The sequence below is a fragment of the Stenotrophomonas sp. MH181796 genome, assembly GCF_009659995.1.
Taxonomy (GTDB): Bacteria; Pseudomonadota; Gammaproteobacteria; order Xanthomonadales; family Xanthomonadaceae; genus Stenotrophomonas; species Stenotrophomonas riyadhensis.
Genome location: NZ_RAHU01000002.1, coordinates 129,593 through 154,806, shown reverse-complemented (window position 1 = coordinate 154,806; position 25,214 = coordinate 129,593). Strand labels below are relative to the sequence as shown.

The 25,214-nt window shown below is 64.3% G+C and carries 27 protein-coding genes and 1 tRNA gene; 15 read left to right on the top strand and 13 right to left on the bottom strand.

All coding sequences use genetic code 11. The features are described 5' to 3' along the window. The first annotated feature begins 24 nt into the window (after positions 1-24). Both D5301_RS04490 and D5301_RS04485 read left to right on the top strand, forming a co-directional pair. Positions 25-1,179, top strand: a complete 1,155-nt coding sequence (locus D5301_RS04490; protein WP_180854723.1) for a DUF1972 domain-containing protein — start codon at positions 25-27, stop codon at positions 1,177-1,179. Further along, positions 1,176-2,000 (top strand): hypothetical protein, encoded by an 825-nt coding sequence (locus D5301_RS04485; RefSeq protein ID WP_153854952.1) that lies wholly within the window; start codon positions 1,176-1,178, stop codon positions 1,998-2,000. The genes D5301_RS04490 and D5301_RS04485 overlap by 4 nt, the downstream gene beginning before the upstream one ends. 120 nt (positions 2,001-2,120) lie before the next feature. On the opposite strand, the gene D5301_RS04480 is transcribed toward D5301_RS04485, so the two are convergent. The 6 genes from D5301_RS04480 to D5301_RS04455 form a co-directional block, all read right to left on the bottom strand. Continuing rightward, positions 2,121-4,298 carry a YjbH domain-containing protein gene (locus D5301_RS04480; RefSeq protein WP_283102592.1) on the bottom strand — a complete coding sequence of 726 codons (2,178 nt, stop codon included), beginning with the start codon at positions 4,296-4,298 and terminating at the stop codon, positions 2,121-2,123. Continuing rightward, entirely contained in the window at positions 4,295-5,056 is a 762-nt protein-coding gene (locus D5301_RS04475) for a capsule biosynthesis GfcC family protein (protein ID WP_153854951.1), read from the bottom strand. Before D5301_RS04475 ends, D5301_RS04480 begins: the two co-directional genes overlap by 4 nt. A gap of 3 nt (positions 5,057-5,059) precedes the next feature. Beyond that, a complete protein-coding gene (locus D5301_RS04470; RefSeq protein ID WP_180854722.1) occupies positions 5,060-5,740 on the bottom strand; it encodes a YjbF family lipoprotein in 681 nt (226 codons plus the stop codon). 19 nt (positions 5,741-5,759) lie between these two features. Continuing rightward, positions 5,760-6,866 (bottom strand): polysaccharide biosynthesis/export family protein, encoded by a 1,107-nt coding sequence (locus tag D5301_RS04465; RefSeq protein ID WP_153854949.1) that lies wholly within the window; start codon positions 6,864-6,866, stop codon positions 5,760-5,762. A gap of 77 nt (positions 6,867-6,943) precedes the next feature. Further along, positions 6,944-7,267: a hypothetical protein gene (locus D5301_RS04460; RefSeq protein WP_153854948.1), complete on the bottom strand. Its 324-nt coding sequence runs from the start codon at positions 7,265-7,267 to the stop codon at positions 6,944-6,946. 109 nt (positions 7,268-7,376) lie between these two features. Next, positions 7,377-7,967 (bottom strand): phosphatase PAP2 family protein, encoded by a 591-nt coding sequence (locus D5301_RS04455; protein WP_153854947.1) that lies wholly within the window; start codon positions 7,965-7,967, stop codon positions 7,377-7,379. Positions 7,968-8,076: 109 nt separating this feature from the next. On the opposite strand from D5301_RS04455, the gene D5301_RS04450 reads away from it, so the two are divergent. Together D5301_RS04450 and D5301_RS04445 are read left to right on the top strand one after the other, a co-directional pair. Beyond that, positions 8,077-8,153, top strand: a tRNA-Arg gene (locus D5301_RS04450). 161 nt (positions 8,154-8,314) lie between these two features. After that, positions 8,315-9,517 carry an acyltransferase gene (locus D5301_RS04445; RefSeq protein ID WP_194936605.1) on the top strand — a complete coding sequence of 401 codons (1,203 nt, stop codon included), beginning with the start codon at positions 8,315-8,317 and terminating at the stop codon, positions 9,515-9,517. 85 nt (positions 9,518-9,602) lie between these two features. Here D5301_RS04445 and D5301_RS04440 read toward each other — a convergent pair whose 3' ends face one another. After that, on the bottom strand, positions 9,603-10,502 hold the full coding sequence (locus D5301_RS04440) for a dihydrodipicolinate synthase family protein (protein WP_153854945.1): 900 nt from the start codon (positions 10,500-10,502) through the stop codon (positions 9,603-9,605). 117 nt (positions 10,503-10,619) lie between these two features. On the opposite strand from D5301_RS04440, the gene D5301_RS04435 reads away from it, so the two are divergent. Then, on the top strand, positions 10,620-11,084 hold the full coding sequence (locus D5301_RS04435) for a GNAT family N-acetyltransferase (protein WP_153855224.1): 465 nt from the start codon (positions 10,620-10,622) through the stop codon (positions 11,082-11,084). Between the two features lie 7 nt (positions 11,085-11,091). Here the strand turns inward: D5301_RS04435 and D5301_RS04430 are convergent, their stop codons facing one another. Further along, the gene (locus D5301_RS04430) at positions 11,092-11,649 is read right to left on the bottom strand and encodes a GNAT family N-acetyltransferase (RefSeq protein WP_153854944.1); all 558 of its coding nucleotides are present in this window, start codon (positions 11,647-11,649) and stop codon (positions 11,092-11,094) included. A 144-nt stretch (positions 11,650-11,793) separates the two neighbouring features. Here D5301_RS04430 and D5301_RS04425 point away from each other — a divergent pair, with 144 nt between their 5' ends. Continuing rightward, a complete protein-coding gene (locus tag D5301_RS04425) occupies positions 11,794-12,687 on the top strand; it encodes a helix-turn-helix domain-containing protein (protein ID WP_153854943.1) in 894 nt (297 codons plus the stop codon). Here the strand turns inward: D5301_RS04425 and D5301_RS04420 are convergent. Next, on the bottom strand, positions 12,635-13,465 hold the full coding sequence (locus tag D5301_RS04420; RefSeq protein WP_153854942.1) for a universal stress protein: 831 nt from the start codon (positions 13,463-13,465) through the stop codon (positions 12,635-12,637). The genes D5301_RS04425 and D5301_RS04420 overlap by 53 nt on opposite strands. Before the next feature lie 171 nt (positions 13,466-13,636). Here D5301_RS04420 and D5301_RS04415 point away from each other — a divergent pair, with 171 nt between their 5' ends. Next, a complete protein-coding gene (locus D5301_RS04415) occupies positions 13,637-14,203 on the top strand; it encodes a TetR/AcrR family transcriptional regulator (protein ID WP_153854941.1) in 567 nt (188 codons plus the stop codon). 31 nt (positions 14,204-14,234) lie between these two features. Here the strand turns inward: D5301_RS04415 and D5301_RS04410 are convergent, their stop codons facing one another. Beyond that, entirely contained in the window at positions 14,235-14,594 is a 360-nt protein-coding gene (locus D5301_RS04410; protein WP_057500964.1) for a response regulator, read from the bottom strand. Then, positions 14,584-15,720 carry a PAS domain S-box protein gene (locus D5301_RS04405; RefSeq protein WP_324187263.1) on the bottom strand — a complete coding sequence of 379 codons (1,137 nt, stop codon included), beginning with the start codon at positions 15,718-15,720 and terminating at the stop codon, positions 14,584-14,586. The genes D5301_RS04410 and D5301_RS04405 overlap by 11 nt, the downstream gene beginning before the upstream one ends. Positions 15,721-15,897: 177 nt before the next feature. Between D5301_RS04405 and D5301_RS04400 the strand changes: the two genes are divergently transcribed. The 5 genes from D5301_RS04400 to D5301_RS04380 all read left to right on the top strand — a co-directional run bounded on the left by D5301_RS04400 (position 15,898) and on the right by D5301_RS04380 (position 22,046). Further along, positions 15,898-19,008, top strand: a complete 3,111-nt coding sequence (locus D5301_RS04400; protein WP_153854940.1) for a response regulator — start codon at positions 15,898-15,900, stop codon at positions 19,006-19,008. Next, a complete protein-coding gene (locus D5301_RS04395; RefSeq protein ID WP_153854939.1) occupies positions 19,005-19,829 on the top strand; it encodes a CheR family methyltransferase in 825 nt (274 codons plus the stop codon). The genes D5301_RS04400 and D5301_RS04395 overlap by 4 nt, the downstream gene beginning before the upstream one ends. Continuing rightward, entirely contained in the window at positions 19,829-20,404 is a 576-nt protein-coding gene (locus D5301_RS04390) for a chemotaxis protein CheB (protein WP_153854938.1), read from the top strand. Before D5301_RS04395 ends, D5301_RS04390 begins: the two co-directional genes overlap by 1 nt. After that, positions 20,401-21,534, top strand: coding sequence for a hybrid sensor histidine kinase/response regulator (locus tag D5301_RS04385; protein ID WP_153854937.1), 1,134 nt, complete (start codon positions 20,401-20,403; stop codon positions 21,532-21,534). The genes D5301_RS04390 and D5301_RS04385 overlap by 4 nt, the downstream gene beginning before the upstream one ends. Before the next feature lie 83 nt (positions 21,535-21,617). After that, complete coding sequence (locus tag D5301_RS04380) at positions 21,618-22,046, top strand: BLUF domain-containing protein (RefSeq protein WP_153854936.1); 429 nt, start codon at positions 21,618-21,620, stop codon at positions 22,044-22,046. A gap of 3 nt (positions 22,047-22,049) precedes the next feature. On the opposite strand, the gene D5301_RS04375 is transcribed toward D5301_RS04380, so the two are convergent. Further along, entirely contained in the window at positions 22,050-22,370 is a 321-nt protein-coding gene (locus D5301_RS04375; RefSeq protein WP_153854935.1) for a metalloregulator ArsR/SmtB family transcription factor, read from the bottom strand. Between the two features lie 86 nt (positions 22,371-22,456). Here D5301_RS04375 and D5301_RS04370 point away from each other — a divergent pair, with 86 nt between their 5' ends. From D5301_RS04370 to D5301_RS04360, 3 genes are all read left to right on the top strand, one after another. Next, entirely contained in the window at positions 22,457-22,894 is a 438-nt protein-coding gene (locus D5301_RS04370; RefSeq protein ID WP_153854934.1) for a YeeE/YedE thiosulfate transporter family protein, read from the top strand. Next, the gene (locus D5301_RS04365) at positions 22,891-23,304 is read left to right on the top strand and encodes a DUF6691 family protein (protein WP_032127422.1); all 414 of its coding nucleotides are present in this window, start codon (positions 22,891-22,893) and stop codon (positions 23,302-23,304) included. Before D5301_RS04370 ends, D5301_RS04365 begins: the two co-directional genes overlap by 4 nt. A 67-nt stretch (positions 23,305-23,371) precedes the next feature. Next, entirely contained in the window at positions 23,372-24,424 is a 1,053-nt protein-coding gene (locus D5301_RS04360) for a linear amide C-N hydrolase (protein ID WP_153854933.1), read from the top strand. Here the strand turns inward: D5301_RS04360 and D5301_RS04355 are convergent. Beyond that, complete coding sequence (locus D5301_RS04355) at positions 24,421-25,200, bottom strand: DUF6491 family protein (protein ID WP_153854932.1); 780 nt, start codon at positions 25,198-25,200, stop codon at positions 24,421-24,423. The genes D5301_RS04360 and D5301_RS04355 overlap by 4 nt on opposite strands. Positions 25,201-25,214 lie beyond the last annotated feature (14 nt).

Genomic DNA, 25,214 nt, shown 5'->3' with positions numbered 1-25,214 from the left:
GTCTGAGTTCAAAGGTGTAGCGCTGTGAACAAGAAAGTTCTGAGAATTCTGGGAATAAGAGGTGTTCCCGCCGCGCACGGTGGCTTTGAAACCTTCGCCGAGTACCTTGCTCTTCACCTTGTGTCCCGGGGATGGCAAGTGATTGTCTACTGCCAAGAGGACGGCAAGGGTGACAGGTGGGAGGACGAATGGAATGGAGTCAGACGGATTCACATTCCCGTGGCAGTTCCGGGCGCCGCAGGCACAATCCTGTTTGACTGGAAGTCGAATTGTGATGCTTCCGTTGCTGGCGATCTTTGCCTGACCTTGGGCTACAACACTGCAATCTTCTCAGGTCTTCTACGGGCGAGGGATGTCACCAATGTCATCAATATGGATGGCATTGAATGGGCACGTGCGAAATGGGGACCCGTCGCCAAGCTTTGGTTCTGGATCAATGAACGTCTTGGTTGCTGGCTGGGCGATCATCTTGTTGCAGATCATCCCCGCATCAAGGACCACCTGGCGACGCGGGTGAGGCGTGCAAAGATTACAACCATCGCGTATGGCGCTGAGTGTGTGAAGTCGGCTGATTGCTCCCTGGTTGAGCGATATGGGCTGACGCCTCGCCAGTACCTTACCGTCATTGCGCGGCCGGAGCCCGAGAACTCCTTGCTGGAGATTGTGCAAGGCTTCTCGGCTCGCCCTCGCAGCCAGAAGCTAGCGATTCTGGGGAGGTATGAGCGTAGCAATGCGTATCATCGGAAAGTAATCGAGGCGGCGAGTGATGATGTTGTCTTCCTTGGGCCGATCTATGACAAGGCTGCGGTGAAGGCGCTTCGATTGCACAGCCTTGCATACGTACATGGCCATCAGGTGGGGGGGACCAATCCTTCGCTTGTCGAAGCTCTTGGCGCTGCCAATCCAGTCATCGCGCATGACAATCCGTTCAACAGGTGGGTGGCAGGGGATTCGGCACGCTACTTCACAGACGCCGATTCGTTTGCCTCTTTGATGGACGGATTCGGGGCGCGCGAAGGCGAGCTGCAGTCACTGTCCTGCGCGGCCGCATCGCGTCATGCGGAGGCCTTTACCTGGGAGCGGGTACTTGCACAGTACGAGCAGCTTCTGTCTGCGTTCTCGCATGGGCGTGAACATGGCGATGATGCGGCTCGGAAGATGGATCTGGATCTGCAATGAGCTCAGCAGCCACCCTCGTCATCCTGGTCGTGCTCTATCGGATGGATCCAGCTAGCTCGCCCACATTACAGTCTCTGAGCGAAGCGCTGCGCAGGCCGGGTGGATTCGGCGGCCGTGTGGTGGTCTGGGACAACAGTCCTGTGTCCTTCGGTGCTGATTCAATTGCGGGCCTGGATCTGTCAGGGTTCGATCGGAGCTACGTTCCTTGTCCGGAGAATGCCGGCCTGGCCACGGTCTACAACTCGGTCAGTGCGACCATGAAGGGTGATCTTCTTCTGATTCTTGATCAGGACTCAAAGCTGCCGGCTGGATTTCTGGAGACGCTGAGCCTGGAGGTTTCAGCCAATCCAGCAAGCAACCTGTTTCTACCCGTTGTGGAATCCAATGGCAGATGTGTTAGCCCGGGGCGTCTTCAGGTGTTCAAGGGAAAGCACGTGAGCGCTCCAGCAATGGGGCGCCAGTCTCCCAGGAACGTCCTGGCCATCTCCAGCGGAATGGTGATCCGTTCCGGATATCTGCAGCAGCCCCGATTTGATGAGCGCCTGACTCTGTATGGAATTGATACGCGCTTCATGATCGACTTTGCCGAGTCTGAGCGGCAGGTGGTGGTCATGCCCGTGGTGATTGGCCACGATACGGCGCTCTGGTCGGATATGGCCGCAGATGGCATGTTGTGGCGGATCCGCTCGCTGGTACATTCCTGGCCCATTGTGTTCGAGCAGCGGCCGATTGCCCGCACGCTCTCTTGGCTGTACGCGCGCTATGTTCTGGTCAAGCTTGCGGTGAAGTACCGTGATCCCAGATTCCTCTCGGTCTTCTGATGATGGGGGCTCGGGCTCCCTTGCGGTTGCGAGCCCCGCGGATGATGGCGACCCCGCAGGTCGCCCTGGCTGAGCTCGGGGTCGAATGGCCTGGTTGGCAGGACGTCGGTCGAGGAGCCTTCAGTCAGCAATGCCCTGTATATTCTCGTAGAAGAAGCGCTCATCTCGCTCGCCAGTGAGGTTGTAGAGTGGGTACTTCCTAGCCAACATGGCGCCACCGTCGCGGATCAGCGGGTTCCAGGTAAGCGTAGCCCTGGCCGGAGTCGATCGAGGCAACAGGGTGTCAAACGGGATGCTGAAGTAGATGCCTTTGTCGAAGCTGCCTTCGCCGAACTCGGCGGAGCTGACGTTGGTCTTGGTGGCGTAGGCGCCCATGGTCACGCCATTGCGGAAGACGCGTGCCACATTGGCGGTCGCGCCATAGTCCCCTGCCAGGTATCGGCCTGCACTCAGCGAAGCGATGACCCGCTGCTGGTTGCCGAAGGCATAGTAGAGGGTCGCATGGCCTGTCGTGGTTGAGTAGTCACGCAGCCCGAAACCTTGGTTGAAGTCACGCTGCTTGACCCAGTTGATGTTGGCGCTGATCGCCCAGGGCTGATCCATCGGCCGGTACAGGACTTCGCTGCCGGCGCCGGCATACATCCACTCTAGGTAGCCTGCATACGCAATGGCGTAGACGTCGCGGGACAACCGTCGCGACAGATTCAGCTGAAGATTCGGAATCGTCAAATCCGAGGTGCGCGTGTATTTGCGCAGGTCGGTGCGGACGCGCGGCAGATTGCTCGGTGCGTCATACCTGAACTTGTCGTAGTTGTTGAGCAGATTCTGACTGGCGCTGCCGGTCAGCCAGACGTTCTTGCCGAAGAAGTAGCTGGCGCTGTAGTTGGCCGACACCTGGTAGAGAATGAAGCCATCCGGGCCGCCCAGGTTCTGCCGGTACCCGAAGCTGAAACCGCCGCCGAAAGGCGAGCGCTTGGCACGGAACAGCTCATGCCCGTTGTTCGTACCGGGTGCGCTGAGCTCGCTGCTCCTCTTGAGGGTGTCCTCATCAACGCCGCCGCTCAGATAGCCTTCAAACGCTTCGCGCTTGACCGACATGTCAACGATTGGCATGCCCAGGCGTTCGCTGCGCAACGTGTACCAGTCGTACCGGTCGCCCAGGTGATGGGAGAGGATGCGCGACGAACGACCTAGGCCTTTGGCCGGGTTGAAGTAGCGCGATTGCGATCCGGTCAGGAACAGCTCTTTCCCCTGTGCGGACACCCGCTCCAGGTTGAATCCGGCGTTGGTTCTCAGATCCGATGCAATCAACTTCCAGTCCTGCTGTGTCGGTGCCTCTCTCGTTTCGAGCGTGCTCTGTTCTCCTGCCTCGCGGTGGTCGCCGGTAAGTGGGACGGGAGGCGGGTCCAGCGGTTTGGGCGCACTGCGTGTACCGCCGGGGTTGCCACGGAGCGTCAGAGAGAACATGGCGGCGTCGCCGCGCTCCCAGGCGGCCGTCAGCTCAACCACCTTGCTGGGGCGATAGACCAGGCCGACGTTGATGGGGGTCGATTGGGGCAGGTTGTTGCCGCGAGGTTCGCGGCGGTAGTCATTGCCGTCGTACTCGACCTTGATCACAAGTTGCTCCAGCGGCGTCTGGTAGGCGATGCCACCAAATACACCGACCGGTCCGCGGAACATGGCGTTGCCTCCGAACTTGCCGGCGTTGACGATCGCGCTGGTCGGAATTGGCCGGTCCTTGAATCGATCGTCGAGGACGCCCAGAGGGTTGGAGAAATCACCGCGATTACCGATGTAGCCGGTTGCCAGGCCAAGTGATGCATCAAACCGCCCGTAGCGTTTGCTGGCGACGAGGTATTCACTCGAGAACAGGCCAGTGCCGCCCAGATCACGAACACCGAATGCGACTTCCGGAATCCAGTGGGATTCCTCAATGAGTCGAATCTTGAAATCGATCGATTTGTCTTTGTAGTTCTGGTTCCCGCTGAACGATGCGGGGCCGTACCGAAGGTTGGAGACGTTGATGTACCGGAACGAACCCTCCAGCCAGGGCAGCGGTTGCATAGTCACGTTGTAGCGGCTGTACGGCGAGTTGTGCGAAGCGGTGATCGCGATGTCGCCGTCGTCGGCCATGCGCGCGGTCGGTGTCTGCAGCAGGCCGATGCCACCCCATTCGCTGGAGGTCGGTGGTGGCGCTTCCTGCGCATGCAGGGCGGCACAGACGGACATGGATAGCAGGGACAAGGCCAGCGTGGCACGCACCTTGCGGCCCGCAGTGTTGCGGAGACTATGGATCACGGGGTGGCGGCCTGGGTCGCAATGAGAGCAGCAAGGTCTGCGTTGAATTCGGCATCCACCGATCGGATGTACTTGGGCGCGAACGGCACCAGCACCACCCCGCCCGGCGATACCGGTTGCGGGTCAGCGCGGTTCCAGGCAGCGGCGCCCAGCGTCTGCACGGTGCCGTCGACCTGGATGACCAGCACGGTGTCGGCATCAGCAAAGGTCGTTGCGGCGCAGTCCTTCACGTAGTCCAACGCGCTGCGCAATGGTCGATGGGGGAGGGTGCAGTGCTCGGCAACCGCTCCGACCACCTGGATGGTCGAGGGCCGCTGGAACAGGCGCACTGAATCGCCTGCCTGGATCGGCGGGTTCCATCGGGGTTGCAGCTGCATGAGGCGGGGGTCGGCCGACAGCGGGACACGTCCGGTGACCGGCATGTTCTCGATCCAGCGCGCCAGGCGTTCAGAGAGCTGGCGGAGCGCGTCGTCGCCACCCTCGCTCAGTGTCTGCAGATCATGCAGCACGCCAGCCTTCAGTCGAACCTGCGCCAGCCGGGCGCTCTGCCGGGCAAACAGTGTTGCCGGCAGGAACGCATCGGGCGCGGGTCGAGCAGCAAGAAGCGCGGCTGCGAGGCGTCCGCCGTCGTCGCCACGGTGCATTCCAGGCTGCTGCACGGCGCCGCTGAACAGCGCAGCGTCTGCGCCGAAACTGTTCGCCGAGGGAATCGCGATTGCCGCCAGCAATGCGGCAATTCGCAGGGTGAATCTGTACATGGATCAGCGTCCTGCCGGCCGATAGGGCTTTAGATGGATCAGGTCGACCGGATAGCCCGGGGCGAGGAACTGCCGGCTCTTCCAGATGAAGCCGTCGGCAGGGTCGACCCAATAGCTGTTGGTCGCGCGCATGTCGCCCCCGCTGAGCTGCTCGTCGAAGCGCAGCAGTGTGCGACGCTTGTCGAGGAGGGTGACTGTGTCTTCGCCCTTCGCGCGGATCGTGCCGACAACCTCGACGCCCATCGCGTAGCCGGGTGTGCGGTCGTAGTGCCGCACGACGCTGGCGCCATCGGCGGCGCTGCGAAGGTCGACGAACAGTGCTTCGTCTTCGACGGTGGTGGCGTACTGTGCGCCCTGTCTACTGAGGGACAGGAGCACGCCGGCCGCCGAGATGCGTAGCACGGCATGCTTGCCCGCCATCCAGACCTGCTGGCCATCGTCCAGGTAGCCCAGCACTACCAGGCCACGGATGTCCGGGGTCTGCACATCCGCCTGCGGATAGGGCGTGCGCAGCACCTGTTGCGTCGTATAGGACGGCTGGCGATGCACCAGCTGCATGATGCTGTCAGCGGTCGCCCGGCTCGCAGTCGTGCAACCGGACAGCAGCACTGCCAGTGCCGGAGGCGCGAGCCAGAAGGCGCGCGCCCAGGTGCCGTTCCTTGGCAGGCGGCCAGCAGCGGCCACCGACGTCATCCATCGCATATCAGTTGCTCAGATCGTTGCGTGCGCTTGCAGCATTGCTCAGGATCGAGGTGAACGGCAGCAGCTGGTTCACGAAGCGGCTCCAGCGCGTCACGCCGGCCGCGCCGACAAACACCACGTCGCCAGGAACCAGGTGGAACTGGCTGCCGACAGCGAATGCGGCCGGTGACTGCGCGTCAAGCTGGTAGACCACCGAGGGCTGCTCCAGCAGATTGCGCGATCCGCGGATGACGTAGACGGACTTACCGTTGGCGGTGGTCTGGCTGAGTCCGCGCGCACGGCCGATGGCTTGGTTCAGTGTCACGTCGCCTGTGCGGAAGCTGAAGGCGCCGGGCTGCCCGACTTCGCCGACAACGAAGATCTCCTTGCGATCCAAGAAGGGCACGTAGATCGAGTCCCCGTCCTTCAGGTAGATCTGACGACCGCCATAGCGGGATGCCAGTGCTTCAAGATCGATCGTGTAACTGGCACCGTCACGGCTGAGCTGCACGCCGGACAGGTCGGCTCCGGCCGAACTGAGGCCGGCCTGGCTGATCGCATCGGACAGGGTCAGTGGTGCCGTGCCGAGCGTCACCGGCGTTGACTGCTGCGCTGCACCGGTTACCCATACACGCTTGCTGGCGTAGGTCAGCACCGAGACGTCCACTTGCGGCGATTCGATGTACTTGGCCAGGCGGCGTGCTACTTCTTCGCGGACCTGGCTGGGGGTCTTGCCATCGGCCTCGACCACGCCGATGTAGGGATAGAAGAACGAGCCGTCGCTCTGCACGGTGCGCCCGGCCAGATTCGGCGTCTGTTGGGGGCCCGCCGGCACGGTCAGTTCCGGGTGATCCCATACGGTGATGTACAGGGAGTCGCCGATGCCGATGCGGTACTGGCCGGGGACATAATTCAGAAGGGCTTCGGGCAGTGACTGCTCACTTTCGGACGCGGCATCCATCGCGATGAGCTTGGCAGTGATCGGCACCAACTGCAGCTGACCGTCGTCGCTGGTCTGGGAGCGGATCAGTTCGGAGCTGCGCAGATGTTGCCCGGGGGACCACATGCAGGCGGGCAGGACTGAGGCCGCCAGCAGCGCGGCAGCGATTCGAAAGTGCTTCTTGGTCATGGCCATATCGAGAGAAATTCGGGCATAAAAAACCCTCGCCGGAGCCCGGCGAGGGCTTGGGGCAGGCTCGGCCTGGATCAGCCGCCGGTGCCGCCGGTGCCACCCGTACCGCCGGTGCCACCGGTACCGCCAGTGCCACCCGTACCGCCAGTGCCATCGTTCCCGCCGTTGTCGCGCTCGCCGCTGGAGCTGTCGCCAGCCACGCTGTAGAGCACTGCGCCAGCTGCCACAGCGATGACGCTGGTGCCGACGATGGCGGCGGTGGAAATGCCTGCGGCCTCGGCGCCGGCGGCGGTGGTCGCAACCGCCCCCTCCGTCGAGGCCTCCGCAGCCGGGACTTCCTGAGCAAACACCGGCGAGGACAGGCCCAGCAGGGCCAGGGCAGCAATCATCTTCTTCATCTACGGGGTCTCCTACTCCGTGAGGGAAATTTTTCCACCGCTATGTTGGCTGCTATTCATTTGCCCTGTCAAGGAACGTGAAGGAAATGTGGAGTCATGTTGGCGATTCTCAGAAGTGCTGGAAGATCTCAGACCTGCCGGAGATGAACTTCGCCAGTGCGATCACGAGCTGATGGGTATGAAGGTCGGGCAGGGTGAAGGGTAGGACCGTCCCCGCAACTACGGCAGCGACAACAGCCATCGCAGGCGGGCGACCGATGGGTGATGCGGTGCGCAGTGCCAATGTGCTGCAGCTCAGCCCAAGTGCCAGCCCGGCAACGACTTCCGACAGGCTATGTGCATGCAGCGGGATTCGTGACCAGGCAATGGCGGTGGCCAGCAGCACACCGATGACCACGCCGAACGTCCGAGCGCGCTTGCCGGGGCCGGCAAGCAGTACACCAACGACCGGATAGATGACACTGGACATCGCGGCATGCCCGGAGAAACCGGTGAAGTGCACGCTCTTGATGCCAATTCCCCAGCCCATGAAGGCCAGCTTTGAGGCAAGCGTGACGCCGGCGGTGACGGCGATGGCCAGCAGCCATCGCCATTTCAGGCTTACATCTGCGCGGGGTAGGGTGATCAGCAGCACCAAGGCCATCGGCAGCAGCCAGCGGCTGTCGCCGAGGGCGGAGAGGGTTCGCCAGGCGTCGGACATCCAGTTCACAACGGGTCGCGGCGGGCCAGCATATCGAGTCCGAGCGCTTCGCAGCACGACGCGCGCTTGGTCCATTCAGCTGAACGCGGTATCCTGTGCCGCTGCCAATGGCCCCGTAGCTCAGCTGGATAGAGCGTCCCCCTCCTAAGGGGAAGGTCGCCCGTTCGAATCGGGCCGGGGTCACCAGCCAGGCCGGGTAACTTGGGGGAGTTTGCCGTTCAGATCCTGGAATGGGGTGGGGGCAGCGGAATGGCTGCCATTGCCTGCATGTGTTTGCGGTCGGATATGGATTTTCGAGGGCGCTTGCTCCGGCCCATGCATTCTTTTGTTTGCTTCTGGGTGGCTTGGTGTCGATCGATCTTTATTCGCCTTTCGTGCCGGCTGGAATTGCCCTGCTCGCACTGCTGTGTGCTTTGCCACTGGGGAGGTTCGTGCCGCTACCGGACTCCAAGGGACGTGCTACTTCAATCGATGGGCTCAGGGGGCTGCTTGCCCTAGGTGTGTTCGTCCACCACTCATCCATCTGGTATGTCTACGCGAGGAGTGGGGAGTGGAAGGCTCCCGCCTCCGCCTTGTACGCGCAACTTGGCGAGGCCGCAGTTGCCCTCTTCTTCATGATTTCGGCCTATCTCTTTTATCGACAAATTGCCAGTGGCGTCACTGATTGGACGAGGCTGTACGTCGGCAGAGTCCTGCGTATGTTGCCGCTTTACGCGATCTGCGTTGTGCTGTTGCTGCTTCTGGTCTTGATCGAGAGTGACTTCCACCTTGTCGACCCGTTGTTCCGGTTTGGGGTGGGTGTGATCCAATGGTTCTCGTTCACTGTTCTCGGGGCGCCTGATATCAATGGTGTTGTTGGAACCCGCTACATCATGGCCGGAGTCGTTTGGTCGCTTCCCTATGAATGGGTTTGGTATTCGGTATTGCCACTGTTGGCGTATTTCATGCGTCAGCGTGTCCGGCGCGGATTGCTGCTGCTGTCGGCACTTGGTCTGGCGTATGCGGCTGTCCGATTGAGCTGGGTGCTGATGTTGCCCTTTGTCGGTGGTGTCGCCGCGTACTACGCAACAACTCGAATGGCCGTTGTGAGCTTTCTTCGTGGGAAGTGGGGCTCGATTCTAGCGGCTTCGTGCATGATCCTGTCGGTTGCCTGTTTCGATTCAGCTCGGCATCCAGCGGCAGTCGTCTTGTGGTCGGTTTTCTTTGCGGCGATTGCCTGCGGTAACACCTTGTTCGGATTGCTTACACTTCGGGTTTCAGCCATTTTGGGTGAGCTGTCCTATGGCATCTATCTCCTGCACGGATTTGTACTCTTTCTTGCCTACAAGGGTTTAGGTGCGGTTGCCTTTGCAGATCTCTCGCCCGCCTCGCACTGGGCTTTGACTGCAACTTTGTTGCTTCCACTGCTCATCGCTTGCCTTGTCAGTTATCGATGCATTGAACTTCCTGCGATGCTGTCGCGTAGAAGTGTCCTCGAAAAAATACAGGTTGTGAGCGAAGTCCTTATTGCCAGATGGCGTATTTTACTTAGACCTGAGCGAGTGGACTGAAGGTTATTCCGGGGGCTAGCAGCGGCGATTTCGTCAGTGCTTGGGTCAGTTGGGGGCGTCTGCCACCGGAGGTGGCAAGATTTGACTAGTTGTTGGACAACAACCCCAAACCACCCAGCACCGCCGCCACCTCCTCGCGCTCGCCACCATGCAGCCCCTGCAACGGCAACGGCAGGCAGTCCTCGCCGCACAACCCCAGCAGGGCCGCCGTGCAGGCCATGACGCGAATCCCGCCAAAGCGGTCATACAGCGACCACAGCGGCGCCAGTCGTACGGACTGGGCAATCGCACCCTTCTCATCGCCGTTTCCCGCGGCCCGCACGATCTGCAGCGCAACCTCTGGGAACATCCCTGCTGTCACCGAGTACCAGCCATCACATCCCGCCAGCAGACCACGCACCGCCGAGGCGTCGCCACTGACGCCCAGCGTCACATGCGAAGGGACGCTGGCGCGCAATGCCGCGACACGTGTGGCAGCCTCAACCGGATCATCAGCAAGGCGCGGAATCTTGATCGAAGCGATGTTGGGCAGCGCGGCAATCCGGCCATGCAGTGCATCGGTGAAGCGGAAGTGCGTGGTGCCCGGGTTGTCGTAGACGCAGATCGGCGTGCGCACCGCCGCACAAACCGTCTCAAACAGCGCCTGCACCTCATGGTCCTTCAGGGGCTGGTAGGACACGGGCGCGAGCAGCAGGCCCGCTACACCGGCATCTTCGGCATCCAGGGCCAGCTCCAGCACATCCCGGGTGCGTAATGCACCGATGCCGGCGATGACCGGTACGCCTCCGGCGTGTGTCAGGGCTTCGCGCAACACGCGCTTGCGTTCATGCGTCTGCAGATAGGCATAGCTGCCGGTGGAACCAAGGACGCCCATCGAATCAACACCGGAATCGACCAGGCGCTCGACCAGGCCGGTAAACGCGCGAAAGTCGATACCTGCTTCAGAGAGTGGGGTCAGTGGAAACGCGCTGAGGCCTTTGAACATGGAATCTCCCGAGAGGGGAATGGGCTGGACGCCTGGCATTGTTTATTGTCCTATGACAAAACTCAAGTGCCGTCCTGCAGCGTGTCTGCCCAGTGCAAATGGCGCACCATGAGCGTCATGGAACCGAACCTTTACGCTGTCCAGCCTTCGCACTACGCCAGCATCGCCGGCTGGCTTGATTCCGCCGTGGCCACCCAGCGCTGGGCGGGCCCCGGCGTGCCGTTTCCCTTGCCGCCGGAACGGTTCGCGCAGGTGCTCGAACTCGGGTCGCGGCCGGGCTGGGCACTGCTGGACGAGCAGGGCCAGTGCCTTGGCTTTGGCCAGTACTGGATGACCGGCGCCGGCACCGCGCACCTGGGTCGCATCATTGTTTCCCCGCTGGCACGCGGGCGCGGCCTTGGCCGGCTGCTCATGCAGGCCTTGAGTGCACAGGCCATGCGCGGAGCCGGTGTGCAGCGCCTCACGCTGCGCGTCTATCGTGACAACACAGCCGCCGCGGCCCTGTACCGTGACCTTGGTTTCCAGCAAGTGGAGGCGTCCTCGACGCAAGAACTTCTGTTCATGCAGCGCACGTTGGCCTGAACTCTGCTCAGGCCGGCAAGGCGGCCTGCAGGGCACACCATTGTTCTCGGGTGATGCGGCTGATGTGCTCGGTTCGGTAGTCGCCGAGGAAGCTGTTGAACTTGTTGATTTCGGTGTGGTGATGCTGGAAACCGCATTTGCTCTGCGCGGCCAGCGATTGCAGGTTGTCGGCGAAGTAGCCGCACCACAGCGCGTCCAGCTCCAGGTCCATGAAGGCGTGCCGCATCACTTCGCGCACCGCTTCGGGCACCAGCCCGCGGCCCCAGTACGGAACGCCGATCCAGTAGGCGATCTCACCCTCTCGATCGCTGATCTCGAAGTTGCTGTCGGTGCCGATCAGGATGCCGACACAGCCGATCGCGTGGCCGTCCTCGCGGCTCTGCAGCGCGTAGACCTCTGGCCGGTTGAAGACGGTGCGGATGATTTCGGTACTTTCCTCGACGCTGGTGTGCACCGGCCAGCCAGCGATCGGTCCTACCCGCGGGTCGCGGGCGTACTCGTACAGATCAGCAGCGTCGGTGTCGCGCCAGGGGCGAAGAATCAAGCGTTCGGTGTACAGCTGCATGGCAGTTCCAGAAGCAGAAAGGACGTTCAGACTAGGCCCCGAAGCATCGCGGGCACAGAGCGGGACCTTGATGATTTCGGTACTTTTCACAACATGGCACGAAGGCCCGCTATGCTGTGTCCCGGAATCCAGTAGGAACGGCCCATGGACCGCATACCCCAGCTTCTGGATCAGGACGAATCCATGCGCCTGGAGGTCAGCACACTGGCCGAAGGGCAGGGCATACCACTGTCATTCGGGCATGCCTACCTGGCGGTGCTGGTGTGCGTGTCCGGACGAGCGCGCTTTGCACTGAACTTCCGCGAGGTGGCGGTGCAACGGCACGATGTGCTGGTGCTGGCCGAGGACACGCTGGCGTTGCTGCGGCAGCGCTCACGCGGCTTCGTGGTGATGGTCTGCCTGATGCCGAAGGCGCTGGCATCGGAGGTGGCCTATGTGCTTCCCAATGCACTGTTCAAGTTCCTGCACGATCAGCCCCACTGCGTGCCGTCGCCGCTGGACGTGCCGCTGCTGCAGGGCTGGCTGCAGCAGTTGATGGATGCGCAGCACAATGGCGGCCGCTATCGTCACGTGATGCTGCGCAACCTGCTGCAGACGTTCTTCCTCAAATTCGCAACGCTGTTGCCGGCGCGCAGTGTGGCCGTGGCGCAGGTCAGCCGACGCGAGCGCTTGGCCTGGAATTTCTGGGAACTGGTCGGTGAGCGCAGCACGCGCCAGCGCGACGTGCAGTCCTATGCCGACGCGCTGTGCATCACCCCGTTCTATCTTTCGCAGCTGACCCGCGAGTGCTTCGACGAAACGCCAAAGGCGTTGATTGATCGCCAGGTGGTGCTGGAAATCAAGGCGCTGCTGACCTACAGCGAATTGCCGATCGGTCGCATCGCCGAGCGCCTGTGCTTCGAGGATGCATCCTACCTGTGCCGCTACTTCCGGCGGCACACCGGGCAGTCGCTGACCGGCTATCGCCGGGCAGGGCAGGGCGGTACTAGTGCGACACGAACAAGGGCGCCGGTACTTCGGCCAGCAGATCCTCGGTGACCCCGCCGAGCACACGCTCGACCACCCGGCTGCGGCTGTAGGGGCCCAGCACCAGCAGGTCGGCGTCGGCATCGAGCACGTGCTGGCGGATGGTCGCGGCAACGCCGCCCTGGCTTGAACTGATCGCCTGGATCTCCACTTCAACGCCATGCCGCGACAGATGCTGGGCCATCTCGGCGCCGGGTGCGGCCTCGGCCTTGGGCGTGTCGACCATCAGCAGGTGCACCGCCTGTGCGCGCGCCAGCAACGGTAGTGCGTCGGCCACCGCACGACGTGCCTGCTTGCTGGCGTTCCAGGCCACCACGATGCGACGGCCGACCTGGTCGCCATGCCAATGCGGTGGCACCAGCAGCATCGGCACGCCGGTCTGGCGCAGCGTTCCCAGCGGGTGCCAGCCAGAAGGGGCGCCGGGAGTGCGCGGATAGCCGGCGATGATCAGGTCGCAGTACAGCGACTGCAGGGCCAGGTCGGCGCCGCCCAGATAGTCCGAGACGATGCGCAGTTCGTTGCTGATCTGCAGCGGCTCGGATACGGCACGCAGGTTCTGCATCAGTTGTGCGGTGCAGGCGGCATCCGCGCGCGCCTCGTGGTCGAGAGCGGCGGCGATGCCGGCACCGCGCGCGAAGCCGTTGGCAATGTCGGTGGGATGCTGTGCGGTGGAGACCGCAACCAGATGAGCCTGCTGTACCTGCGCAAGGTGCGCGGCGATGTTCAGAACGCGGTGCCCGGTGTCGCTGGCATCGAACAGCACAGCGATGTCGCGTAGTGGATGCAGCATGGCGTTGTCTCCTTCGATGCCTGTGACGCGTTCCCTGCCGTGCACCGACCCGGGTGCACCGGACGCATTCCCGTTTTAGCGCATCAGTGATCCGAATGAATCATCTTTGATTCAGTCTATTAATTGGTGATTCATGCTAGCGTGAGGGCGAACCCACTCCTCAGCGCTTTCATGCGACCTGCCGCAGCACGTACCCGCCGCGACCTGCCCCACGCGCTGGCGGCCACCCTGGTCAGCCATCCACGCTGCACCCTCAACGAACTGGCGCGGGGGGCGGGTATCAGTCGCGCGACCCTGTACCGGTTTGCGCCCACCCGGGAGGCGATCGACGAGGCATTGTTCGCGGCCGGCTTCGAGCGCGTGGAAGCGGCGGCGGTCTGGTTCGACGATGGTGCGGATGCACGGCAGGTACTGCAGCAGGTCACCGCCACGCTGCTGGCGGACTGGGAGCTGGTGACGCTGCTGTTCGCGCGGATGATGGAAGAGCAGCAGCGCCAGGGTGACCTGCATCTGCTGCCGGAGCGCTGGGCGCCGATCGGTGAGCGTTTCGAGGCGTTTTTCCTGCGCGGCCAGAAGGCCGGCGTGTTCAACGTCGAGTTCAGTGCGGTGTGGTTGGCCGATTTCTACTGGACCTGCTTCTACGGCATCACCTGGTCACTCGCACGCGGTCGGCTGGCCCCGGCCATGGCCGCCTCCACGCTGCTGGCGTCGTTCCAGCAGGGGGCGATGAAGGGATGAGCCTCCCGCTAGCTCTTGGATGCAGGTGCGCTTATGCCTGCTTCAGCAGCTGCACCAGCTGGCGCAGGCGATACGGCTTGGGCAGGAACTCGACCTGCTCGGGCAGCGGAGGCAGCTGCGAGCGGGCGTAGCCGGACGACAGGATCATCCGTGCCTGCGGCTGCTCGCGTGCCACGTGCTCGCTCAGCTCGATGCCGGACATGCCGTTGGGCATGCTGACGTCGCTGAACACCACGTCGAAGCGCGCTTCGCCCTTGAGCAGTTCCGCCGCCTCGTGACCATCGGCAGTGGTGGCCACCTCGATGCCGAGATCGCGCAGGGCCAGGCCGATCATCTCGCGAAGATCGGTCTGGTCTTCGACCATCAGAACGCGGATCGGGTCATCGGTCATGGAGTGATTCCTCTGTTGCGGGTAGCAGCAGGCTGACCGTGGTGCCGACACCGGGCGTGGTGGACACGTCGACGAAGCCGCCGCTTTGGGTGGTGAATCCGAACACCTGGCTCAGGCCCAGGCCGCTGCCCTTGCCGATGTCCTTGGTGGTGAAGAACGGCTCGGTCGCCCGTTCGGCGATGTCGGCGGCCATCCCGTGGCCCTCATCGCAGACGCTGAGGGTGACATAGCCACGTTGCAGCGTGGAGTCCGCATCCGGATCGAGACGATGCTCCAGTGCAGTGCCGATCAGGATGCGGCCGCCTTCAAGGGTAGCATCCGCGGCATTGGCGACCAGATTGGCCAGCGCCGTCTGCAGCTGCAGCGCATCGGTGTTGATCGCAGGCAGGCCGGGCGCCAGCTGGGCATCCAGCACCACCGTGGGCGGGCAGGCGCGTTGCAGGTCCGGCAGCCACTGCCGTATCAGCGCATTGATATCCAGTGGTTCGCGGATCAGGGTCTGGCCGGTGCTGAAGGCCAGCAGCTGGCGGGTCAGCAGCGCACCACGATCGGTCGCGGTCTGCGCCGCATCAAGCAGCTCGGCGGCGCGTGCATCGTCACCGTTCACGCGCAGGGACAGCAGGTCCAGGGCGTTGCCGATGGTGGTCAACAGATTGTTGAACTCGTGCGACAGCCCGCGGCTGAGGCGGCCGACGGTCTCGAACTGTTGGGTATTGCGCAGCGCACGCTGGGCATCACGCAGCAGCCGCTGTGCCTGCCACTGCTCGGTGATGTCGCGGGTGATCTTGACGAAGCCGAGCAGCTCGCCTGCTTCGACGACCGGCTCGATGACCACGCTGGCACGGAAAGACGAGCCATCGCGGCGCACCCGCCAGCCTTCACTGGCAACGTGGCCCTGCTGCGCTGCGAGGCGGAGCAGGCGCTGCGGTTCGCCGGCTTCGCGATCGGCAGCCAGATAGAAACGGCCAAAGTGCGTGCCGACCACTTCATCGGCTGAATAGCCCTTGATGCGCTCGGCGCCCGGGTTCCAGCTGCAGACGATGCCTTCGGGATCAAGCAGGTACAGCGCATGGTCGCGCACGCTGTCGATCAGCAGTCGCAGTTGTCGGGAAGGGTCCGTCAGCACGGACGTCGTAGAAGCGGCAGCGTCCACGTGGAAATAAGTGTTACCCCTGAGAGGGACGTGAAGCTAGGCAGTGCAGCGTGAAGGATGCGTGCACGACGAGCACGTGCCATAGGTCCTGTGCGGCTGAATGCGACACGGAGTACCATCACCCACCCTTTGCCTCTGGAACCGACCTGCATGCGTCCTGGTGCGACCACGCGTGACCGCTGGATCTGGATGACCTCCGCCGTACTGCTGGCGGCGACCATCGCGCTGGAGCTGGTGGTGCCGTTGGGCTACGCGGTGTGGCTGGCCTATTTCCTGGCCGTGGGCGTGACGGTGTTCCAGCGCAGTGCGCGGGCGCCGTTCATCGTAGCTATCGTCGCCTGCATTCTTCTGATCGTTGGCTACAACGTTGCACCGGCCAGCTCCAATTCGGCGTTCTCGTTCGTCAATCGCAGCATCGGTGGCTGCGCCTTCCTGATGATCGCGCTGATCGTTTCCCGTGCCATCCAGGCACGGCGTGAGGCAATGCGTGCACTGTGGCTGCAGGAAGCCGAGAACGCGGTGGCGATGAGCCTGCGGGGCGACCTGGGCCCGGAGCAGATCGCCGAGGCGGCCGCGACCAGCCTGGGCGCACAGCTGGAGGCTGAGGTCGGTGCCATCTACCGCCTGGAAGGGGGGCGGCTGCAGCTGACCGGCGGTCTGGCGTTGCCAGCCGGCATGCCGGCGTCGCTGGCGTTGCAGGAGGGGTTGGCCGGGCAGGTGGCCCGTGATGAACGCGTGCGTCACCTGCACGGGGATGATGCAGTGATGCTTGAACTGCAGACCAGCCTGGGCCGGCTGCCGGTGCGCGAACGTATCCTGGCGCCGATCAGCAGTGATGGCGCCGTGGTTGGTGTGATTGAACTGGGCCGTGCGCGGGTGGGCGAGCAGCGCGAGCTGGATCGTGAGTTGCTGGAGCGTTGCGCCGAGACCATCGGCATGGCCCTGAGGGCCTCGTTGCTGCGTGCACAGCTGGTGGTGCTGCTGGAGGAATCGCAGCGCCAGGGCGAGGAGCTGCAGGCCCAGCAGGAAGAGCTGCGCGTGGCCAACGAGGAGCTGGAAGAGCAGAGCCGCAGCCTGCAGCACTCGCAGGCCCATCTGGAAGAACAGCAGGCCGAGCTGGAACAGAGCAACGTCCAGCTGGAGGAGCGTACCCACGAGCTGGAGGCGCAGAAGCAGGCGCTGCTGGTCGCGCAGGGCCAGTTGGTGCGCAACAGCAACGAACTGGCCGCCACCTCGCGCTACAAGTCCGAGTTCCTGGCCAACATGTCGCATGAACTGCGCACGCCGCTGAACAGCTCGCTGATCCTGGCCAAGCTGCTGGCCGACAACAAGGACGGCACGCTCACCGAAGAACAGGTGAAGTATGCGCGCGCGATCCTGTCGTCCAACAACGATCTGCTGGCGCTGATCAACGACATCCTGGACCTTTCGCGCATCGAGGCCGGCCACGTCGAGCTGGCGGACGAAGTGGTGGTGGTGGACAGCGTGCTGCAACGCCTGCGTGAGACGTTCGAACCGATGGCGCGCCAGAAGGGCCTGGCCCTGCAGATCGAGGCCGATGCGCTGGCGCCGAGCCAGCTGGTGGTCGACAGCCAGCGCCTGCAGCAGATCCTGAAGAACCTGCTGGCCAATGCGGTGAAGTTCACCGAGCATGGCAAGGTCAGCCTGCACGTGCGTGCGGGCGGTCAAGGACGCATCCGTTTCGAGGTCTGCGACAGCGGTATCGGCATTGCCCGCGAGCAGCTGCAGGTCATCTTCGAAGCCTTCCGCCAGGCCGATGGCAGCACCCGCCGCCGCTACGGTGGCACCGGCCTGGGCCTGTCGATCTCGCGCGACCTCGCCGAGCGCATGGGTGGCAGCATCCAGGTCGACAGTGAACCGGGTCGTGGCAGCTGCTTCATGCTGGAACTGCCGTTGCAGGGCGCGCCGGTTTCGGAACCGGGCGAAGTGCCTGCCGCCGCCTCAATAGCGCCTGCGCCGCAGCCTGCGCCGCCGATCGCTGCGCGCGCCGCTGTCGCACCGACCGTTGCATCCGTGGCGCCGGTCACCGCCAACGTGGCCGATGACCGTGGCCGCCGCCAGCGTGCCGGGCGCCTGATCCTGGCAGTGGAAGACGACGCCACGTTCGCCGAAGCGCTGGTGGCCCTGGCGCATGAACTGGATTTCGACTGCGTGGTGGCCGGGACCGCCGAAGAGGCACTGACCCTGGCCAGCGAGCTGCGCCCGAACGGCATCCTGTTGGATATCGGCCTGCCCGACGTGTCCGGCCTGAGCGTGCTGGAGCGCCTGAAGCGCAACCCCGATACCCGGCATATCCCGGTGCACGTGGTTTCGGCGATGGATCGCAGCCAGGTGGCGCGCGAGCTGGGCGCGATTGGTTTTGCGATCAAGCCGACCACGCGCGAGCGGCTGGTGACGGCCATCGAGCAGCTGGAACAGACCAGCCAGCGCGACGTGCGGCGCCTGCTGATCGTCGAGGACGACAGCGAGCTGCGCCACAACCTGGAACTGCTGCTGGGCCGCGAGCAGCTGCAGATCGTCGCAGTGGGCACCCTGGCCGGTGCGCTGGAACAGCTCAGTACGGTCACCTTCGACTGCATGGTGATGGACCTGTCGCTGCCGGATGGCAGTGGCTACGACCTGCTCGAGCACATGGCCGGCAACGATGACGTCGGCTTCCCGCCGGTGATCGTCTACACCGGCCGCGCGCTCAGCCGCGAGGAAGAACAGCGCCTGCGCCGCTACTCCAAGAGCATCATCATCAAGGGCGCGCGCTCGCCCGAGCGCCTGCTGGATGAGGTCACCCTGTTCCTGCACAGCGTGGAAGCCAGCCTGCCCACCGACCAGCAGCGCCTGCTGCGCGAGGCCCGCCGTCGCGACACCGTGCTCGACGGCCGGACTGTGCTGCTGGCCGAGGACGATGTGCGCAACATCTTCGCGTTGTCCAGCGTGCTTGAGCCGCTGGGCGTGACCCTGGAGATCGCACGCAACGGCCAGGAAGCGGTGGATCGCCTGACCGAACGCGAGGTCGACCTGGTGCTGATGGACATCATGATGCCGGAGAAGGATGGCCTGGCGGCGATGCGTGAGATCCGTGCGCAGCGCCATCTGCAGGACCTGCCGATCATCGCGTTGACCGCCAAGGCGATGCCGGACGACCGTGAGCGTTGCCTGCAGGCCGGCGCCAACGACTACATCGCCAAGCCCATCGACGTCGACAAACTGGTTTCGCTGTGCCGGGTCTGGTGCTCGCGGCAATGAATGAACAGGCGCTGTTCGACCTGGAACTGAAGGTCCTGCTGGAGGCGCTGTACCAGCGCTACCACTACGACTTCCGCAGCTATGCGGTGTCGTCGCTGCGGCGACGCATCCACCAGGCCATGCAGCGCTACGAGTGCGAGCGCCTGGTCGACCTGCAGCATCGCCTGCTGCACGAGCCGGAGCTGTTCGCGCAGGCGATGCAGTTCTTCACCGTGCAGGTCTCGGAGATGTTCCGTGACCCCGCGTACTTCCGTGAGCTGCGCGAGCAGGTGGTACCGGTGCTGCGCACCTATCCATCGGTGAAACTGTGGGTGGCTGGCTGCAGCACCGGCGAAGAAGTGTGGTCGCTGGCGATCCTGCTGCACGAGGAGGGCTTGCTTGAACGCAGCATCCTCTATGCCACCGACATCAACCCGGCGGCGCTGGCCACTGCCGAAGCAGGGGCCTACGGCATCGATCGGATGGCGCAGTTCAGCCGCAACTATCTGGCGGCCGGTGGCACGGCGTCACTGTCCGACTATTACGCCACGGCCTACGACGGCGCGGTGTTCGACCGTCAGCTGCGCCGCAACGTGGTGTTCGCCGACCACAGCCTCGCCACCGATACCGTGTTCTCCGAAGTGCACCTGGTGTCGTGCCGCAACGTGCTGATCTATTTCAACCGCGACCTGCAGGACCGCGCGGTCGGCCTGTTCCGTGAGGCGCTGGTGCATCGAGGCTTCCTCGGTCTTGGCAGCAAGGAATCGCTGCAGTTCGGATGCCACCATGACGCCTTCGAGGTCTGCTCGCGCGAGCACCGCCTGTACCGGAAGATTTCCTGATGGCGGTGCAGTCTCGCCCTGCGGTGGTGGTGGTCGGCGCCTCCGCAGGAGGTGTTGCCGCGCTGCAGGCGGTGCTGGGTGCACTTCCGGCCCGGCTGCCGGCGCCGGTGCTGGCCGTGCTGCACCTGCCGCGTGATCGCACCAGCCGCATTGCCGAGGTGCTGGCGCCGTACTGCGCGCTGCCGGTGCGCGAGGCGGAGGACAAGCAACCGCTGCAGCCGGGCATGGTGACGTTCGCGCCTCCGGATTACCACCTGCTGGTGGAGGATGCCGGCTCGGTGGCGCTCTCGGTGGATGCGCCGGTGCTGTTCTCGCGCCCGGCCATCGACCCGCTGTTCGAATCGGCCGCCGCGGTGTTCGGTGCGCAGGTACTGGCGCTGCTGCTGACCGGTGCCAGCAGCGATGGCAGTGAAGGCGTGGCCGCGGTACGCGCCGCCGGTGGCCGTGCCTGGCTGCAATGTCCCGAGGAGGCCGAGGCATCGATGATGCCGGCCTCCGCCCTGCAGCGCGCCGGTGCCGATGCCGTGCTGCCCCTTGAACTGATGTGTCGTCGCCTGAAGGAGTTGTTTGCATGAACCTGTTGCCACCGGACCCTGCGCAGTCGCAGTCCCCGGTCAACCTGCTGATCGTCGATGACGTGCCGCAGAACCTGGTGGCCATGCAGGCGCTGCTGCAGCGCGAGGGCGTGAATCTGCTGCTGGCCGGTTCCGGCGCGCAGGCGCTTGAGCTGCTGCTCGAGCACGAGGTTGCACTGGCCCTGCTGGACGTGCACATGCCGGAGATCGATGGCTTCACCCTGGCCGAGCTGATGCGCGGTTCGCATCGCAGCCGCACGGTACCGATCATCTTCCTGACCGCCTCGCCGGACGATCCGCTGCGTGCGTTCAAGGGTTACGAAACCGGCGCGGTCGACTTCCTGCACAAGCCGGTGGCGCCGCAGGTGATCCTGAGCAAGGTCAATGTCTTCATCGAGCTGTACCAGCAGCGGCAGCTGCTGAAGGCGCGCAACGAGGCGCTGGAACGCGCGCTCAAGCTCAACGAGACGATGGCCGCCGTGCTGACCCACGACCTGCGTACGCCGCTGTCGGCCATCCTGCTGTGTGCGGACAAGCTGGCGCTGGAGCTGCCGGAGGACAATACGGGGGCACAGCAGACGCTGCAGTTCCTGGAGGCCAGCACCCTGCGCATGGCGCGGATGGTGGAGCAGTTGCTGGACTTCTCGCGTATCCGCAGCGGCGGCCTGCGACTGCAGGCGACCGCCTGTGACCTGCGCGAGGTCACTCACGCGGTGATCGCCGAAGCGGGCAGCGCCCATGGCCATGAGCGCATCCGCCTGGACGTCGTCGGCGATACCCGGCTGCAGGGCGATATGGATCGCCTGGGCCAGATCGCGGCCAACCTGGTGGGCAACGCGTTGACCCATGGCAGCGAGGCGCAGGTGCAGCTGGATGGAAATGACGCCCGCACCGTCGTGCTGCGGGTAAGCAATGCCGGCCACATCGATGACGCGCTGCTGCCGCGGCTGTTCGAGCCGTTCAAGGCCAGCTTCCACCAGAGCAAGGGCCTGGGTCTCGGCCTGTACATCGTGGATCAGTTCGTCCGCGCCCATGGCGGTCGTATCGGCGCACGCAACGAGGCCGGGCAGGTGGTGTTCGAGGCGGTCCTGCCGCGTCGATGGGATGGAGCCGGCGCGGTCGCAACCTGAATTCTTCAGGAAGTGCGCGGGTGTATTGAGACGGGCTCGTCCGCAACTGCTACCGTGGGTGTACATCTTGTCAAGGAAGCACCATGCCACTGCGTGCCATCGCCTACGTCAGCCAGGCGCTGCCGGAGCTCTCCGTCGAACGGCTGCAGGCGCTGGTCGAAGACGCGGCACGCTTCAACAAGATGGCGGGCGTGACCGGTGTGCTGCTGCATGACGGCGGGCGATTCCTGCAGTACATCGAGGGGCCGCCGGACGGTATCGACTCGGTGTACGAGCGCATCCTGCAGGCCGGCAGCCATGTCGACATCATCGAGCTGGCGCGCGGCCGCCTGGGCCAGCGCCAGTTTCCGTACTGGTCGATGCGCGCGTTGCCGGTGGATGCAACGCTGCTGCGCCAGCTGTCTTCCAGCGACTGGTCGGGGTTCACCCGTGCCCTGCAGGGCGACCGATCGGCCCCCACGCCGGTGGACCTGCTCGACCAGGTGGTGCAGCCGGCGCTGAATGCCGGTTGAGATTCAGCGCGAGGCACTGCCGCAGTAGGCGGCATGCAGCGCCTGCAGCACGCCCAGTGCGGGCCCTTCAATCACGCGGTAGTGGATTGCCTGCGCTTCGCGACGCGTCGCGACGATATCCAGTTGGCGCAGCACCGCCAGATGCTGTGACAGCGCTGATGCGCTGAGGCCGGTCAGTGCCTGCAGTTCCGGCACCGGTGCCTCACCTTCGACCAGGCGGCACAGCACGCGCAGCCGCGCAGGATGGGCCAGGCTCTTGAGCAGCGTTGCAGCCTCGGCGGCGTGTTCGGCCATGGCGGCGCTGTCGAGCGGGGTGCGGGCCATGGTTGACCTTTTTGTTTAGAAGTGTCTAATTTAGATAAATCTAAATCAAAGGGCAATCCCATGAGCGGCGCAAAAGAGGGCAGGGCATGAACCTGCCATGGACTGCGGTGGCTGGCGGTGCGCTGATCGGCGCCGCCGCGGTGTTGCTGCTCGCCACTGTCGGGCGCGTGGCGGGTATCAGCGGGATCGCTGCGGGCAGCCTGCGTGCAGCGAAAGGTGAGCGCGGCTGGCGCTGGGCATTCCTGCTGGGTCTCCTCGCAGCAGCGGGGATGGCGCTATGGTGGCAGTCGCTGCCCGAAGCCTCGCCACGCGTGCTGCTACGCGATGCCTTGCCCGCCTGGCAGTTGATCGGCGCCGGCCTGCTGGTGGGCTTCGGCACGCGCCTGGGCAGTGGTTGTACCAGTGGGCATGGTGTCTGTGGCATGGCCCGCGGCTCGAAGCGCTCGCTGCTGGCAGTGCTGGTGTTCATGGCCTGCGCGATGCTGACCACGTTCCTGGTCCGTCACGGCGGAGGCCTGGCATGAGCCGCGCGGTCGTGGCCGCCGCGGTGGCAGGTGCGCTGTTTGGCGCGGGGCTTGCGCTCTCGGGGATGACCGACGCGCGTCGGGTACTCGGCTTCCTCGATGTGGCCGGTGATTTTGATCCGACGTTGATGTGGGTGCTGGGCTCGGCACTGCTGGTCAGTGCCGTCGGGCAGCGCTGGGTACTGCGACGCGCGCAGCCGTGGTTCGCGCTGCGCTTCCAGCTACCCAGTGCACGTGATGTCGATGCTCGCCTGCTGCTGGGTGCTGCACTGTTCGGTATCGGCTGGGGATGGGCTGGTTACTGCCCCGGACCGGCCATCGCCGGGCTGGCTGTCGCATCGCGTGAAGCGCTGTGGTTCGTGCCTGCCATGGTGGTGGGCTTCTGGTTGCACGATCGCTTCGTGCGCTGAGACTTCACCCCTGTGTCACCATGGATCGGGTCAGATCGACGGATCACGGGGAAAGGAGCGTAACGACATGGCACGGATGAAGTGGAAGGGAAAGGCAATGCTGGCCATGGCGCTGGCATCTGCGATCACGCCGGCACTGGCCTGCACGCGTGCGGTGTATCGGGGCGACAACGGCGATGTGATCACCGCGCGCTCGATGGACTGGAAGGTCGATGTGGCGACCAACCTCTACGTGTTGCCGCGTGGCATCGCACGCACCGGCCTGGCCGGTCCGAAGTCGCTGGCCTGGACTGCGCGCTACGGCAGCGTGGTGGCTACCGGCTACGACGTGTCGACCACCGATGGCATGAACGAAAAGGGCCTGGTGGCCAACCTGCTGTGGCTGGTGGAATCGGAGTATCCGCAGCAGCGAGGCAACAAGCCGGGACTGGCGATCTCGCTGTGGGCGCAGTATGTGCTGGACAATTTCGCCACCGTGGATGAGGCGGTCGCGGCGCTCAAGCGTGAACCGTACTCGATCGTCACCGACAAGGTGCCGGGCGAAGACCGCCAGGCGACGCTGCACCTGTCGCTGTCCGATGCCACCGGCGACAGCGCCATCGTCGAGTACATCGGCGGTCGCCAGGTGATCCACCATGACCGGCGCTATCAGGTGATGACCAACTCGCCGATCTTCGAGCAGCAGCTGGCCCTCAACAGTTACTGGCAGCAGATCGGTGGCACGGTGATGCTGCCGGGCACCAATCGCTCCGCCGATCGTTTCGCGCGCGCCTCGTTCTACATCAACGCCATTCCCAAGGCCGAAGACCCGGTGGAGGCCCTGGCCAGTGTGTTCAGCGTGATCCGCAACGCGTCGGTGCCGTATGGCATCACCACGCCGGGTGAGCCGAACATCTCATCCACGCGCTGGCGCACCGTGGCCGACCACAAGCGGCGGCTGTACTTCTTCGAGTCGGCGTTGACCCCGAACACCTTCTGGGTCGATCTGAACAAGGTCGATTTCGGCGGCCAGGTGCTCAAGCTCGACCTTGGCAAGGACCAGCGCAACACCTTTGCAGGCGATGCGCTGGGTCACTTCGTGCCCAGTGCACCGTTCACCTTCCTGGGCGTCGACGGTTAGTTCGACGTCTGGCTGGAGGCCGGGTAGACCGCCTGGATCGCGCAGCTGCCGCGGGTGTACTGCGGCAGCGGGGCGATGCTTTCACCGCGCAGATCGTCTGTCTCGAACTCGGCAGTCATGATCCGATCGCCGGGATTGCCACAGATCAGGCCGTTCTGCAGGCCCGAGTGGAAGCTCAGCTGCGGCGCACGGTCGAGCTGGCGGCAGTGGCTGCCGAGTTCGACCCGGTAGTAGCGGTGGCCGCCATTGCGGCGCGGATTGGTCTCCACCAGCACGCCCTGCGGGTCGGACGACCACGCGCGGACGTTGCGGGTGGCGAAGCAGTACGACGGCGAGCCGCCGAAGCTGCGGCGGATTTCCTTGCGCTCGCGGATGGTCACGGCGGGCAGGGTGGCCGTGCGCAGGCGGTCGCTGTCGCGGGCGACGCTGGCGTAGTCGCGATCCTGCAGCGGGGTGACCGCGCTGATGCCGCAGCGGCGGCCGTCGACCACGACGCGTTCGCTGGGGCGACCACAGGCCCAGCCGGCAGGTGCTTCCAGCTTCAGCGTGGTGGCAGTGCGGACGCCGGGGCAATCCTCGCTGAAGTCGATGCGATAGGCCTGGCCGGAGGCCGCGCGTAGCGCGATCGAGCGGGGTGAGGCCTGTTCCACTTCCTGCACGCCAACCGCGTCCATGCAGTGTGGGGCGGGAGGGGTGCGTTCCTGTGCCAGGGCTGGAACAGCAAGCGCCAGGCCGAGGCTGCTGGCGAGCACCAGTGACACCTGCCGATGGGTCATGTCCTGCACTCCCT

What these genes read in the sequence shown, in the direction of transcription:
- D5301_RS04485 (WP_153854952.1), top strand. Translation starts at nt 1,176, where the DNA reads ATGAGCTCAGCAGCCACCCTCGTCATCCTGGTCGTGCTCTATCGGATG.
- D5301_RS04475 (WP_153854951.1), bottom strand. Translation starts at nt 5,056, where the DNA reads ATGTACAGATTCACCCTGCGAATTGCCGCATTGCTGGCGGCAATCGCG.
- D5301_RS04465 (WP_153854949.1), bottom strand. Translation starts at nt 6,866, where the DNA reads ATGACCAAGAAGCACTTTCGAATCGCTGCCGCGCTGCTGGCGGCCTCA.
- D5301_RS04460 (WP_153854948.1), bottom strand. Translation starts at nt 7,267, where the DNA reads ATGAAGAAGATGATTGCTGCCCTGGCCCTGCTGGGCCTGTCCTCGCCG.
- D5301_RS04455 (WP_153854947.1), bottom strand. Translation starts at nt 7,967, where the DNA reads ATGTCCGACGCCTGGCGAACCCTCTCCGCCCTCGGCGACAGCCGCTGG.
- D5301_RS04440 (WP_153854945.1), bottom strand. Translation starts at nt 10,502, where the DNA reads ATGTTCAAAGGCCTCAGCGCGTTTCCACTGACCCCACTCTCTGAAGCA.
- D5301_RS04435 (WP_153855224.1), top strand. Translation starts at nt 10,620, where the DNA reads ATGGAACCGAACCTTTACGCTGTCCAGCCTTCGCACTACGCCAGCATC.
- D5301_RS04430 (WP_153854944.1), bottom strand. Translation starts at nt 11,649, where the DNA reads ATGCAGCTGTACACCGAACGCTTGATTCTTCGCCCCTGGCGCGACACC.
- D5301_RS04425 (WP_153854943.1), top strand. Translation starts at nt 11,794, where the DNA reads ATGGACCGCATACCCCAGCTTCTGGATCAGGACGAATCCATGCGCCTG.
- D5301_RS04420 (WP_153854942.1), bottom strand. Translation starts at nt 13,465, where the DNA reads ATGCTGCATCCACTACGCGACATCGCTGTGCTGTTCGATGCCAGCGAC.
- D5301_RS04415 (WP_153854941.1), top strand. Translation starts at nt 13,637, where the DNA reads ATGCGACCTGCCGCAGCACGTACCCGCCGCGACCTGCCCCACGCGCTG.
- D5301_RS04410 (WP_057500964.1), bottom strand. Translation starts at nt 14,594, where the DNA reads ATGACCGATGACCCGATCCGCGTTCTGATGGTCGAAGACCAGACCGAT.
- D5301_RS04400 (WP_153854940.1), top strand. Translation starts at nt 15,898, where the DNA reads ATGCGTCCTGGTGCGACCACGCGTGACCGCTGGATCTGGATGACCTCC.
- D5301_RS04395 (WP_153854939.1), top strand. Translation starts at nt 19,005, where the DNA reads ATGAATGAACAGGCGCTGTTCGACCTGGAACTGAAGGTCCTGCTGGAG.
- D5301_RS04390 (WP_153854938.1), top strand. Translation starts at nt 19,829, where the DNA reads ATGGCGGTGCAGTCTCGCCCTGCGGTGGTGGTGGTCGGCGCCTCCGCA.
- D5301_RS04385 (WP_153854937.1), top strand. Translation starts at nt 20,401, where the DNA reads ATGAACCTGTTGCCACCGGACCCTGCGCAGTCGCAGTCCCCGGTCAAC.
- D5301_RS04380 (WP_153854936.1), top strand. Translation starts at nt 21,618, where the DNA reads ATGCCACTGCGTGCCATCGCCTACGTCAGCCAGGCGCTGCCGGAGCTC.
- D5301_RS04375 (WP_153854935.1), bottom strand. Translation starts at nt 22,370, where the DNA reads ATGGCCCGCACCCCGCTCGACAGCGCCGCCATGGCCGAACACGCCGCC.
- D5301_RS04370 (WP_153854934.1), top strand. Translation starts at nt 22,457, where the DNA reads ATGAACCTGCCATGGACTGCGGTGGCTGGCGGTGCGCTGATCGGCGCC.
- D5301_RS04365 (WP_032127422.1), top strand. Translation starts at nt 22,891, where the DNA reads ATGAGCCGCGCGGTCGTGGCCGCCGCGGTGGCAGGTGCGCTGTTTGGC.
- D5301_RS04360 (WP_153854933.1), top strand. Translation starts at nt 23,372, where the DNA reads ATGGCACGGATGAAGTGGAAGGGAAAGGCAATGCTGGCCATGGCGCTG.
- D5301_RS04355 (WP_153854932.1), bottom strand. Translation starts at nt 25,200, where the DNA reads ATGACCCATCGGCAGGTGTCACTGGTGCTCGCCAGCAGCCTCGGCCTG.